Raw genomic sequence first — 12,771 nt, 5'->3', positions numbered from 1 at the left:
AAGGAGCAGCACCGTGCAGATGTCCCAGCGCCCCGAAGACCTCATCGGGCAGGTGGAGGCGTCCAGCAACGTGGGCAGGCTGGCCGCCACGATCGACCGGTTGCGCAAGGAGATCCAGGACGCCCAGCTCGCGGCCGAGGGCCGGGCGCTGATCGAGCTGGCGAGGGGAATCCTGGTCGAACGACTGCACTGCGGCCCGACCCACGCCGCCCGGCAGCTGACGGCTCTCGCCGAGCAGGCGGGGCTCTCGCAGCTGGAGCTGGCCGCCGACATCATCAACCAGACGGCCCAGGACCGCCTCAGCGACGCCGCCCGCGACTTCCTGGCGCAGGCCGGCGCGGGCACCCGCGACGCCGATGCTCCATCGGTGGCGGTACGGCTGCGCATCGCAGAAAGCGGCGTGCTGTTCGCCGCCGACAGCCAGATGGTCGCCGAGTCACTCCTGGAGCACGCGCTGGCACCTCTCGGTGCGACGGCGGTCGCGGTGTGGGCGGCGGGCCCTGACGCCTCCCTGACGCTGGCCGGATACGCGGGGTTCAGCGCCGAGGAGGCCAGGCGGTGGCGCTACGTGCCGCCGGGCGTGGCCACCCCGGCCCGCCGCGCCCTGGTCGAGCGGCGCACCGTCTGGTTCGCCTCCCTGTCCGAACAGGGCCTGCCCTCCATCGGGCAGCGGCAGCTGTCCGGCGGAGGCCGCGTGACGGTCCCGGCGGGCACGGGGGGCCGCATTCTGGGCGTACTGGAAATCGGCTGGCCGCACCCGCTGCAACCGCAACCGCCCCAGATCCACAAGCAGGTCGACGCGCTGGCCGAGCTGTGCGCGCACACGCTGGAGGCGCCGGCCGACCGGCGCACCGCGGCGTCGGACATGGCCGAGCTCATCGACCTCGTCGACGCGCTGCCCGACCCGGCGCTGGTGCTGAGCCCCCAGCTCGATGACGGAGGCCGGCTCATCGACTTCCGCATCCACCATTCCAACAGCCGCTTCGCCGACCCCGCCGGCCGCCCGCGCGGCAGCGTCACCGGCGCGCTGCTGCTGGAGGCCTACCCCCTGGCGGCCGGCGACAGCGGTCTGCTGGAGAAGATCGAGCACGTCCACGCGACCGGCGAGCCCTTCCGCGCCGAAGGCATGACGCTGACCGCCCTGGCCGACCAGGTGCCGCTGACCACCCTCGCGGATATCAGCCTCACCCGGCACGGCGACTGCATCCTGCTGATCTGGCGGCTGCAGGACGAGGTGGTGCGCCTGGCGAGCCTGCTGCAGCACGCCCAGCGGCTGGGCCGGATCGGCGGGTTCGAGGAGAACACCCAGACCGGTGAGATCACCTGGAACAGCCAGCTCTACGAGCTGTACGGCCTGACCCCCGCCGACCGGCCGATCCCGCTGGAGCACCTGCGCGAGCGGGCGCATCCCGACGACGCCACCACCATCGGCCGCTTCCTGCGCACGGTGCTGCACCACCGGCACCCCGGCGCCACCGCCTTCCGCCTGCAGCGCGACGACGGCATCATCCGGCACATCCGCGTCGTGGCCGAACCCGTCTTCGACGCCGACGGGCGCATGGCGGCCATCCGCGGGGCCTACCAGGACATCTCCGCCCAGCACTGGACGGAGGTCGCCCTGGCCGCCACCCGCGACCAGCTGGCCCTGTCCGAACAACAGGTCAACGAGCGCAACCGCCTGACCCTGCAACTCCAGCACGCCATCATGCCGCCGACCCGAGGCCCCCTCGAGGCGTTCGGCCTGCACATCGCCGTACGCTACCGGCCGGCGGAAAAGGGCCACCTGGTCGGCGGCGACTGGTACGACACCTTCATCCTGCCCTCCAAGCAGATCCTGCTGTCGGTCGGCGACATCGCCGGGCACGGCATCCAAGCCGCCACCGGCATGGTCATCCTGCGCAACGCCCTGCGCGGCCTGGCGGCCACCGGCGCGGGACCGGCCCAGCTGCTCACCTGGCTCAACCTGGTCGCCCACCACCTGACGGAGAGCGTCACCGCCACCGCGGTCTGCGGCCTCTACGACCCCGCCACCCGAATCCTGCGCTGGGCACGAGCCGGTCACCTGCCGCCCGTCCTCATCCGGCAGAACCGCGCGGCCGAACTCCCCACGATCGACGGCATCATGCTCGGCGCGTTCTCCGAGGCCGACTACGCCGAAGAGCAGATCCAGCTCGAACAGGGCGACACCCTGCTCATGTACACCGATGGCCTGATCGAGCGCAGAGACCACGCGCTGCAGCATTCACAGGCCGAGCTTCTGGTCATCGCCGAACACCCCACCGCCACCCTCGATCACCGGCTCGATCATCTGCTGACCCACTGCAACTCCGACACCGACGACGACACCTGCCTCATCGGCGTGCAGCTCCATTGACCGATCCCTTGGCTCACACCCCGATGACACTTCGCGATCTTCCTGATCGAGGTCGTCCCGCGTCGGCCGCGCCGCCTGACGGACAGAAGCCGCTCGGGGCGGTGCCCCGAGCGGCTTCCGGTTCCTCCCGCTCCGGTGGTTCCCGTTCTCAAGGGAACCGCCGGAGCTCCGGTCTGAGGGTGGCCGGACGGTCAGGCGCCATGATCAGGGGGTAGCGCCTGGCCGGGAGATCGGTGACGGGCCCCTAGAAGCCCGCGGTGATCTTGGTGAACTCCCAGGTGCCCTGGGAGATGCCGCTGCACTCGGAGGACGCGTCGCCACCGGGGCAGGAACGGTCGCGGTTGACCGCCCAGTAGGCCAGGCGGGTGAGGCCCTTCGACTTGGCCCAGTTGGTGATCTGGGTCCAGGTCGCCGGGCTGGTCAGCTCGCCCTGGTCGGACAGGCCGTTCATGCCGGAGATGCCCATCCGGGAGTAGGCCTGGGCGTCGGTCCAGCCGTTGGCGGACTTCAGCGCGTTCTTCAGGCCCTCGGAGGCACTGACGGTGTTGTTGTAGATGTTCGTACCGTCGAAGTTGAACGGCATGATCGTGTAGTTGTCGATCGGCACGGACAGCGCCTTGGCCTGGTTGATCAGGCGAATGCCGGCGCCGCTCGGGCCGTTGATCCCGGTACCGAAGGTAACGGCGATCTTGACGTTGGGGTTGCTCTGCTTGACGATCTTCAGGCCGTTGAGGATCCGGTCCTGAACGGTGTTGTTCTCGAACTCGTCGCTGTTCTCGATGTCGAAGTCGACCACCGCGGGACCGACGGCGTTGATGACCTGCTGCACCGCACCGGCGAAGGCCGCCGGGGTGGCGCAGTTCGGGCCGAGCTTGTTGCCCGACCAGCCGCCGAAGGAGACCTGGACGCTGCCGCCCGCGGCCTTGATCTGCGAGATCGCCTGAGCGTCGACGCCGCCGGTCAGCGGCCTGGAACCGTCCCAGCGGGGAACGCAGCCACCGCCGGACAGGATGAACGCCATGGTGAAGGACTTCACACCGGTGGCGTTCATGACCGTGACCGGGCTGGGCGGGTTGCCCCAGCCCATGTAGAGGTACGGCGCGCCGGCCATCTTGCTTCCGCTGGGCGGAGGCGTGACCGGAGGCGTCGTGGGACCGTCACCGGAGACGGTCCACTTCTGGTTGCTGCCGCCGCCGCAGGTCCAGATCTGGAGCCGGGTGCCGTTGGCGCTTGACGGGCCGGTGGCGTCGAGGCATTTGTTGGCGGCGGGGTTCACGAGGTCGTGGGCCGCGCTGTACTGCCACTGCTGGGCCGCGGAGCCGTTGCAGTCGTAGAGCTGGATCTTCGCTCCGTTGGCGGTCGAGGCGGCGGTCACGTCCATGCACTTGCCGAGGGCACGAATGGTGCCGTCGGTGCCGACGGTCCACTGCTGGGCCGCGGAGCCGTTGCAGTCGTAGAGCTGCACGGCGGCGCCGTTGGCGCTGCTGGCCGCGGCCACGTCCACGCACTTGCCGTCGAGACCGGTGATCTGCCCGGTGGCGGCGGAGGCCGATGTGCTCGTCACGCCGATCAGGGCGGGCACGGCGACGAGCAGGCAGCCGAGGGCTGCCAGCAGCGGGATGCGAGGACTGGATGGGCGCAACTGTGTCGTGTCCATAGGCGTCTCCTTCTGGTGAGGGGTGCGGCTGAAGGTGATCCAGCCAACGAGATGAGGACGCTGTTCGCAGGGTTCTGCCATCGGCGGCCATGTGGCGCCGGCCTGCCGAGGCCCCGTCCTGCCGGGACACTAGATCAGACTTGATTCTTCGGTCAATACAAGAAGTAAAAAAAGTGAAGGCGCGCTGTCAGGCCACATGAGCTCCCCATAAGGTGCGCCGGCGGGGGAGCGATCCCGGGCTTGGCAGCTCACAAGAGTGGCGAGCGCGAGCCGGATCCTTGCGGTGGAAGACGCGCCCTCGGGAGCGGCCCCTCGATTTAAGGGTAATTTAAGGGGCCGCTTCACCTGAGGTTCGCAGGATGAGGTTCGCGGGTCACGAGGGCGGACGACGTCGTAGCCCAGGCCGGGCGGCCCTTGACGGAGCCCGGCCGAGACGGTTCGGCAACGGCACGGGGCACGGCCGGCACGGAGTACGGCCGATACGGAACACGGCCGTCACCGGGCCGAGGCGGGTCCGGTCGCGGTGCTCCGGGCTCAAGGCCGTGTTCGGTCGGGGCGCTGCGGACTCAGGCGGGTTCGGTGGCGAGCGGTGGGACGGTCCCGCGCCGGGTGACCGGGGCGGTGAGGGGCACGGCCGCCCGCATGCCGCCCTCGCGCAGCAGCTTCGCGATGGGCAGCGTGGCCGCGCCGTAGGCGACGGCGTCGGATCCCAGTTCGCACAGCTCGATGGACGTCTGCGCGTACGGCCGGCGCAGCGCCTGCGCGGCGGCGGCCCGCCTGATCCGGGGAAGCAGGCGCGCGCCGAGGGCCAGGCCGGCCCAGCCGGCCAGCACGATCTTCTCGGGGTTGAACAGGTTGATGAGATCCGCGATGCCCGTGCCGAGATAGTCGGCCGTCTCGTCGAGGACCTTCGCCGCGGGCGCCGAGTGGTCGGCCGCGGCGATCAGCGCCGCGAGCGCGGACTCCTCGTCGAGGCCGGGCACCGGGTGGCCGCCCCGCGCGGCCCGGTAGCGGTCGAGCACGGCCCCGGCTCCCACGTAGGCCTCCAGATGCCCCTGCGCCCCGCACCGGCACTGCCGCCCTCCGTGGACGATCGTGGTGTGGCCCCACTCGCCGGCGCCGCTCGTCGCGCCCCGATAGCTCTGGCCGTGGGTGACCACCGCGGCGCCCACGCCGGAGCCCACCAGCACGATCACGGCGTGCCGGGCGCCCCGCCCCGCGCCGAACCACATCTCGGCCTGCCCGAGTACGGTGGCCCCGTTGTCGACGTAGATCGCCGCGTCGGTCCCCGCGCGCACCATCGCCTCCAGGGGCACGGCGTCCCAGCCCAGCGTCTGGGCGTGCACCAGCACCTGGGCACCCTGCTCGACGGTCCCCGACACCCCGATGCCGACGCCGAGCAGGGCGGCCGGATTCACTCCGGCCCCGGCGGTCACCGTCGCCAGCCCGGACAGGATGTGCTCCACCACCTGTTCCGGGGTCGGGAGGGGGGAGTCGAACGGCAGATCGGCCTTTGCCGGCAGGGCCGCCATGGACAGGTCGAACAGCTCCACCCGCACGCGGGTCTCGCCGACGTCGACCCCCACCACGTGCCCGTATCCCGGGGAGACCCGGAGCAGGATCCGGGGCCGCCCGCCGTCGGAGTCGACCGAACCCGCCTCGACGACCAGGCCCTCCTCGACCAGCTCCCCGGTCAGGTTGCTCACACTCGCCGCGCTCAGGCCGGTCGACTGGCCGAGCTCGAACCTGCTGAGCGGGCCGTCGAAGTACAGCTTCGAGAGCAGGACCGAGCGGTTGCGGCGGCGCATGTCCCGTACGGTCGTGCGTTTGCCGTCCATGTGCCCGCTCCTCGATCGCTCGTTCTCCGCACCGGGCAGCACCGGCGGAGCACGTGCTCCCGCCTCCCGGCGGGACGGACGGAGCACGCGCTCCCGCACCGGGCAGGACCCGGCAGAGCAGGTGCTCCCGCCTTCGGCAGGACGGACAGAGCATGCGCTCCCGCCTCCGGCGGACCCCGATGAAGCACTCGGGCCCGATCCGGCAGAACCTCCGATCCCGCCCCCCGGCGGGATCGACAGAGCATGAACTAAGTCTTGATGCGAAACCCTATCTGATTATGACGGAATAGACCGTTCCATTTTGGCCGCCATAGGAACGCGTCCACGACGGCCCCCACCCGGTGACACGAGGGCTCGGCGGCCGCGGGAGGAGCCCCGTCACTTCCCCGGTTGCGGGGCCGTCACCGGGCAGGTCAGCTTCGGCTCCACGTCGAGCAGGACGTTCACACGGATGGTGAGGAAGGTGATCAGCGCGGCGAGGGCCAGCATCGCCGCGCTGATCAGCATCGTCATGTGGAACCCGCTGGTGAACATCGAGGGGGAGGCGAAGGCATCCCCGGTCAGGCCGGCCAGCGGTGGGATCGCGGCGACCGCGAGCAGCCCGCCGGTCCGGGCGACGGCGTTGTTGACGCCGCTGGCCACGCCCGCGTGACGCTCGTCGGCGGTGGCCAGCACGGTCGCGGTCAGCGGCGCGACCGTCGCCGACAGCCCCAGGCCGAACAGGGCCGTCGGGATCAGCACATCCATCACATAGGACGAGCCGGGACCGATCCGGGACATCAGCAGCAGGGCCCCGGCGCAGATCAGGATGCCGACCGTCATGGGGAGCCGGGGCCCGATCCGCTTGGCCAGCTCGCCCGAGCGGGCGGACAGCAGCAGCATGAGGATCGTCACCGGGATCATGGCGGACCCGGCGAGCAGCGGGGAGAAGCCCGCCGAGACCTGGAGTTGGACGACGAGCAGGAAGAACACCACGCCCATCGCGGCGTACATGATGAACGTGACGACGTTGACCGCGGTGAAGACCTTCGAGGCGAAGATGCCGACCGGCACGAGCGCGTGGGGCGAGCGTCTGATCTCCAGCCAGACGAACGCCACGCCCAGCAGGACCCCCACCACGATGGGGACGGGCTGCAGGCCGATCAGGCCGTAGGTGATTCCGGCCAGCGCCAGGGCGGCCAGCGCCGCGCCGAGCACGTCGAACCGCCCGGTGGCCTCCGCGTCCCTGCTCTCGGGCACGTGCCGCAGGGCGATCGCCAGCACGAGCGCGGCCAGCGGCAGGTTGATCAGGAACACCCACCGCCAGCCCGCCGCCTCGACCAGCCAGCCGCCCAGCAGCGGGCCGACGGCCGCCGCCACCCCTCCGAACCCCGACCAGGCTCCGATCGCCTTCGGGCGGTCCTCACGGGCGAAGGACGCCTGGATGATCGCCAAGGATCCGGGCGTGAGCAGCGCTCCGCCGACCCCCTGGAGTGCGCGGGCCCCGATCAGCGTCTCCACGTTGGGCGCCAGCCCGCACAGGGCCGACGCGAGCGCGAACCAGGCCACACCGATCAGGAAGATCTTGCGCCTGCCGAACCGGTCGCCGAGCGAGCCGCCCAGCAGGATCAGGCCCGCCAGGGTGAGGGTGTACGCGTTGACCGTCCACTGCAGGCCCGCCATGTCGGCACCGAGGTCGGCGCCGAGGGCGGGCAGGGCCACATTGACAACCGTGCCGTCCAGCAGCGCGATTCCCGAACCAAGGATGGTGGTGAGGAGAATCCAACGTCCCGTTGCGGAATTAAACCTTATGTGACCATTGTCCATGGGTTTCATCATCGCCGACCCTCAGTGGGAACATAACCCGGGCACATGGTCCTGGAAGTGTCGGAGATCTCTGGTAGGACGTATCCCGTCATGTTCAGCCTGAGGGGAGCCCGGATGGACTACACCGAGTTCAACGACAAGGTCGACGGTCTCTACCGCGGCGACTACGCCGGTCTGCCGATCGTACGCCTGCGTCCGCCGGGCGCGCCGATGCCCGCCGCCGACCAGGCGGCGTGGCGGATCTCGGTGAAGGTCTACAACGCGAACGAGACCTTCGAGGAGCACTTCGCCCGCTTCCTCGACACCGTCGACGTCGGCGAGGTCAAGGCGATCATCATCGGCGGATGGGGTGAGGCATACGAGGAGGACTCCGCGGTTCCCGTCCGGCTGCTCGCGGAGAACGCCGCGCGGTTTCCCGCGCTGCGCTCGCTCTTCTTCGGCGCGATGCCGTCGGAGGAGTGCGAGATCTCCTGGATCCGGCAGAGCGACGTCACGCCGCTGCTGGAGGCCTTTCCCTCGCTGGAGCGTTTCGAGGTCCGCGGCGGGTCCGGGCTGGAGTTCCTCCCGATCCGGCACGAGAGCCTTAAAATCCTCCGGTTCGAGACGGGAGGGCTGCCCGCCGCGGTGGCCCGGGGGGTCGGCGACAGCGATTTCCCCGCGCTCGAATACCTGGAGCTCTGGCTCGGCACGGAAGATTACGGCGGCGACACCACCGTGGAAACCCTGGAGCCCATCCTGTCCGGTGAGCGGCTGCCCGCGCTCAGGCACCTGGGTCTTCAGGACAGCGAGATCCAGGACGAGATCGCGTCCGCGGTGGCGTCCGCGCCGGTGGTGGAGCGACTGGAGTCGCTCTCCCTCTCCATGGGCATGCTCGGCGACGAGGGGGCCGAGGCACTCCTGTCGGGGCAGTCGCTGACCCACCTGGAGCGCCTGGACCTGCACCATCACTTCCTGACCGACGCCATGGTCGAGCGGGTCCGGGCCGCCTTCGCGGACTCGGGCGTCGAGCCGGACCTCTCCGAACAGGAAGAGCCAGACGAAGACCGGCGCTACGTCGCGGTCGCGGAGTAGCCGGATGAGCCACCACGGCAACGGCCTCAGCAGGTTCGCGACCCTGCCGGGTGTGCGGCTGATCACCGGACCAACCGCGACGCCGTACGGACCGGATCCGGACGATCGCTACGTCGCGGTGTCCGAATGAGCGTGCTGGCCGTCGTCGGCACGCCGGGGGATCGGCGGGTGACCATGTTCGCCGATGCCTGCGTCCGGTACGGCGTCCGCGAGCCCGCGGTCGTCCCCTGGACGTCAGTGCTGCGCGGAGAGGAGATCCGGCTGGAGCCGGGGACGCTCGTGCGGATCGACTCACCCGGCGAGGACGCGGAGGCGGACGGGCTGCTGCGCGGTCCCGGCGAGCCGTCCCGGGTGGGCGGCGGGGCGCGCTGGCACGCCGCGTTCACCGCCGGGGCGGCACGGGTCCGGGAGGCCGTCGACCGGACGCCCGGAGCCGTGCTGCTCGCCGACGTCGGCGAGATCGCGGTGATGTTCGACAAACGGCTGTGCCACGCCAGGCTGTCCGCGGCCGGGGTGCCGGTGCCGCCCGCGCTCCCCGGGCCGATCGGCGACTACGCCGAGCTGCGCCGTCGCATGGACGAGGCCCGCTGGGGCCGGGTGTTCGTCAAACCGGCTCACGGCTCGTCGGCGTCCGGGGTCATCGCCCTGCACTCCTGGGGCGGCCGGGTCAAGGCGGTGACCTCGGCGGACCTGGTCTCCGGCCGGCTGTACAACTCCCTGCGGGTGAGGTCCTACGAGGACGAGTCCGACCTGGCGGCGATCGTCGATCTGCTGGCCGTGGACGGGCTTCACGTCGAGCGCTGGTTTCCCAAGGCGAGCCTGAACGGACACGTGATCGATCTGAGGGTGGTCGTCGTGGACGGCACACCCACCCACGCGGTCGTCCGCGCCGGTCGGAGTCCCATGACCAACCTGCACCTCGGCGGCGGCAGGGGTGACCTCGGCGAGGTCATGGCCGGGCTCGGCCCCGAAGGCTGGGCGCGGGCCCTGGACGTCTGCGCGCGGGCGGCTGCCCGCTTCCCCGGGAGCCTGGCCGTGGGGGTCGATCTGATGATCGGGGTCGACTGGCGGAGCCTCGCGGTGGCCGAGGTCAACGCGTTCGGCGACCTGCTTCCCCGGCTGGAGGGCCTGCCCGGCGGCGGCGCCGAGGGCCTCGACACCTACGGCGCCCAGGTCCGCGCGATCCTCGCCCGCCACGCGCCGGCGGAGATCCGGAATACGAGGGGCGAAGGGGTCACCGTGGCGGGCGAGCCCGTGGGCCGTCACGAAGACGAAGGGATCACCGTGGCGGGAGGGTCGGTGGATCGTCGCGAAGACGAAGGAATCACCGTGGTCGACAGGCCGGCGGGTCGTCACGAAGACGAAGGGGCCATCGTGGTCGGCGGGCCGGTGGGTCGTCGCGAAGGGGCAAGGGGCATGGTGGTCGGCGGGCCGGTGGGTCGTGGCGAGGAGCGAGCCGAGGAGGAAGACGTGTCCTCATCCGTCTCGGTGAGTCCCTATCAGGGTTATGTCTACGCCTATCCGCACAAGACGTCGTACCGTCCGCTGGACCCGCGTCCGTCGCTGCGGGAGGTGTGGGCGGGGGAGTCGCACACGAACCTGTTCCTCTACCTGCACATCCCGTTCTGCGAGATGCGCTGCGGGTTCTGCAACCTGTTCACCCGGACCGGTGCCCCCGAGGAGCTTGTCGCCGCCTACCTGGACGCCCTCGAACACCAGGCGAGGGCCGTACGGGACGCCCTGGACGATCCCGGGTTCGTGACCGCGGCCATCGGCGGCGGCACGCCGACCTATCTGAGCGCCGCCGAGCTCACCCGGATGTTCGACCTCACCGAGCGGATCATGGGTGCCGACCTGCGGGCCGTCCCGCTCTCGGTGGAGACCTCGCCGGCGACCGCGACGACCGACCGGCTCGTCGTTCTGGCCGAACGGGGCACGACCCGGATCTCGATCGGCGTGCAGAGCTTCATCGACGCCGAGGCCCGCGCGGCGGTCAGGCCGCAGAGACGGGAGGAGGTCGAGGCGGCGCTCGGCGCGATCCGGGAGGTCGGCTTCGAGGCGCTCAACATCGACCTGATCTACGGGATCGACGGGCAGACCGAGACGTCCTGGCGCTACTCGCTGGACGCGGCACTCGCCTGGAAGCCCGAGGAGATCTACCTCTACCCGCTGTACGTCCGCCCGCTCACCGGCCTCGGCCGTCGCGCCCGCGACTGGGACGACCACCGGCTCGCCCTCTACCGTCAGGGCCGTGACCACCTGCTGGCCGCCGGATACGAGCAGGTGTCGATGCGGATGTTCCGGCTGCCGGGATCGGTGGGCGTGGCCGAGTACCGCTGTCAGAGCGACGGCATGGTCGGCCTCGGCTGCGGCGCCCGCTCCTACACCTCCCGGCTCCACTACTCCTACGAGTACGCGGTCGGCGCCGGTCAGGTGCGCGCGATCATCGACGACTACGTACGGCTCGCTCCCGAGGAGTTCGACGTCGCCAACGTGGGATTCCGGCTGGGGGAGGACGAACGGCGGCGCCGTCACCTGATCCAGTCGCTGCTCCAGGCCGAGGGGCTCGACCTGGCCTCCTACCGCGAGCGTTTCGGCGTCGAGGTCGTGGCCGGCTTCCGCGAGGAGCTCGAGCGCCTGGCGGATCGGGGCTGGCTGGAGGGGGACGCCCCGGCGGCCGGGGCCGGGTGGCTGCGGCTGACCCCGGAGGGTCTGGCCCATTCCGACGCGATCGGCCCGGCGCTGTTCTCCGGCCGGGTCCGCGAGCTGATGGCCGGATACGAGGAGCGGTGAGAAGGATGGGAAACGCACCGGTTCCCGTCTCCATCGGTCATGTCCGCGATCGCGGACAGAACGGTGGCCAGGGCTGTGGCTGTGACCAGGATCAGGGTGGTGACCGGGGACAGGGCCAAGACCACGACTGTGGCAATGTTCCTGATCAAGGCCGGGACAAGGTCCGTGATCAGGACTACGGCCATGGCCGGATCCGTGATCGGGACCGCGACCGTGATCGGGACCGCGACCGTGATCGGGACCGCGACCGTGATCAGGACCGCGATCGGGACCATCTGACGATCCTTTACCGGGGGCCGCTGTCGAGCTGTGACTACGACTGCCCCTACTGCCCGTTCGCCAAGCGCCGCGACAACCCCGACCGGCTGCGGCAGGACCGGATGGCACTGGAGCGGTTCACCGGATGGGTGGCCGGGCGGGATCACCCGGTCTCGGTGCTGTTCACGCCGTGGGGCGAGGGCCTGGTCCGATCCTGGTACCGGCGGGCGATGGTGGAGCTCAGTCACCTCCCGCATGTCCGGCGGGTCGCCATCCAGACCAACTTCAGTTGCCGCCCCGACTGGCTGGCCGAGGCCGATCTGGACACGCTCGCGCTCTGGGTGACCTACCACCCCGGCCAGGTCGCCTACGAGCGGTTTCTCGCCAGGTGCCGTGACCTGGTCGCCCGAGGTGTCCGCTTCAGCGTGGGCGTCGTCGGCCTGCCCGAGCACCTGGAGCGCGCACGGGAACTACGGGCCGACCTGCCCGCGGAGGTGTATCTGTGGGTGAACGCCGCCGAGGGCCACCCGTACACCGATCCGGAGGCGGCCCTCTGGACGGCGATCGACCCGCTGTTCGCCTACAGCCGGACGCCGCACCGCAGCGGCGGACAGCCCTGCCGCACGGGAGACACGGTGATCTCGGTGGACGGCGACGGCACCGTACGGCGCTGCCACTTCGTCCCGGCCGTGCTCGGCAACCTCTACGACGGGACGTTCCGCCCGGGGGCCAGGGCGTGCCCGGCGGCCCTGTGCGACTGCCACATCGGCTACGTCCACCTGGAGCGGACCGGCCTCTACGACGTCTTCGCCGGCGGAATCCTGGAACGCATCCCCGGAGCCCTGCCCTCCGGCGAGCTCGTCGCGACCGGCTTCATCATCTAGAGACACGCTGAAGGTCTCACCCTCCGGCCCCGCATCGGATGATGCGGGGCCGGACTCGTCGGTTCATGGCGCGGCCGCCCGATCACCGAG

The 12,771-nt window shown here is 70.7% G+C and carries 8 protein-coding genes and 1 pseudogene; 6 read left to right on the top strand and 3 right to left on the bottom strand.

Annotation, left to right across the window (positions count from 1 at the left end; genetic code table 11):
• Positions 1 to 19 precede the first annotated feature (19 nt).
• Positions 20 to 2,374, top strand: a complete 2,355-nt coding sequence (locus DKM19_RS29510; RefSeq protein ID WP_110706084.1) for a SpoIIE family protein phosphatase — start codon at positions 20 to 22, stop codon at positions 2,372 to 2,374.
• 244 nt (positions 2,375 to 2,618) lie between these two features.
• Here DKM19_RS29510 and DKM19_RS52055 read toward each other — a convergent pair whose 3' ends face one another.
• The 3 genes from DKM19_RS52055 to DKM19_RS29495 form a co-directional block, all read right to left on the bottom strand.
• The gene (locus DKM19_RS52055) at positions 2,619 to 4,031 is read right to left on the bottom strand and encodes a chitinase (protein WP_110700045.1); all 1,413 of its coding nucleotides are present in this window, start codon (positions 4,029 to 4,031) and stop codon (positions 2,619 to 2,621) included.
• Between the two features lie 566 nt (positions 4,032 to 4,597).
• Positions 4,598 to 5,869, bottom strand: a complete 1,272-nt coding sequence (locus DKM19_RS29500; RefSeq protein ID WP_110700044.1) for an ROK family transcriptional regulator — start codon at positions 5,867 to 5,869, stop codon at positions 4,598 to 4,600.
• Positions 5,870 to 6,247: 378 nt separating this feature from the next.
• Positions 6,248 to 7,675 carry an MFS transporter gene (locus DKM19_RS29495; RefSeq protein ID WP_239513650.1) on the bottom strand — a complete coding sequence of 476 codons (1,428 nt, stop codon included), beginning with the start codon at positions 7,673 to 7,675 and terminating at the stop codon, positions 6,248 to 6,250.
• A 114-nt stretch (positions 7,676 to 7,789) separates the two neighbouring features.
• Between DKM19_RS29495 and DKM19_RS29490 the strand changes: the two genes are divergently transcribed.
• The 5 genes and pseudogenes from DKM19_RS29490 (at position 7,790) to DKM19_RS29475 (ending at position 12,681) form a co-directional block, all read left to right on the top strand.
• Entirely contained in the window at positions 7,790 to 8,746 is a 957-nt protein-coding gene (locus DKM19_RS29490) for an STM4015 family protein (protein ID WP_110706083.1), read from the top strand.
• 4 nt (positions 8,747 to 8,750) lie between these two features.
• Positions 8,751 to 8,876, top strand: coding sequence for a hypothetical protein (locus DKM19_RS52595; RefSeq protein ID WP_255415442.1), 126 nt, complete (start codon positions 8,751 to 8,753; stop codon positions 8,874 to 8,876).
• A pseudogene (locus DKM19_RS29485) lies at positions 8,873 to 9,919 on the top strand (STM4014 family protein); the annotation flags it as partial. The gene DKM19_RS52595 and the pseudogene DKM19_RS29485, both read left to right, overlap by 4 nt.
• A gap of 297 nt (positions 9,920 to 10,216) precedes the next feature.
• On the top strand, positions 10,217 to 11,539 hold the full coding sequence (locus DKM19_RS29480; RefSeq protein WP_239514491.1) for an STM4012 family radical SAM protein: 1,323 nt from the start codon (positions 10,217 to 10,219) through the stop codon (positions 11,537 to 11,539).
• 275 nt (positions 11,540 to 11,814) lie between these two features.
• Positions 11,815 to 12,681, top strand: a complete 867-nt coding sequence (locus tag DKM19_RS29475) for an STM4011 family radical SAM protein (RefSeq protein WP_110706081.1) — start codon at positions 11,815 to 11,817, stop codon at positions 12,679 to 12,681.
• The last annotated feature ends 90 nt before the right edge of the window (positions 12,682 to 12,771 follow it).

The sequence above is a fragment of the Streptosporangium sp. 'caverna' genome (assembly GCF_003203775.1).
In the GTDB taxonomy this organism is placed as follows: Bacteria; Actinomycetota; Actinomycetes; order Streptosporangiales; family Streptosporangiaceae; genus Streptosporangium; species Streptosporangium subroseum.
This window is presented reverse-complemented; position numbering and strand designations above follow the sequence as displayed.

What these genes read in the sequence shown, in the direction of transcription:
- DKM19_RS29495 (WP_239513650.1), bottom strand. Translation starts at nt 7,675, where the DNA reads ATGGACAATGGTCACATAAGGTTTAATTCCGCAACGGGACGTTGGATT.
- DKM19_RS52055 (WP_110700045.1), bottom strand. Translation starts at nt 4,031, where the DNA reads ATGGACACGACACAGTTGCGCCCATCCAGTCCTCGCATCCCGCTGCTG.
- DKM19_RS29510 (WP_110706084.1), top strand. Translation starts at nt 20, where the DNA reads ATGTCCCAGCGCCCCGAAGACCTCATCGGGCAGGTGGAGGCGTCCAGC.
- DKM19_RS52595 (WP_255415442.1), top strand. Translation starts at nt 8,751, where the DNA reads ATGAGCCACCACGGCAACGGCCTCAGCAGGTTCGCGACCCTGCCGGGT.
- DKM19_RS29490 (WP_110706083.1), top strand. Translation starts at nt 7,790, where the DNA reads ATGGACTACACCGAGTTCAACGACAAGGTCGACGGTCTCTACCGCGGC.
- DKM19_RS29500 (WP_110700044.1), bottom strand. Translation starts at nt 5,869, where the DNA reads ATGGACGGCAAACGCACGACCGTACGGGACATGCGCCGCCGCAACCGC.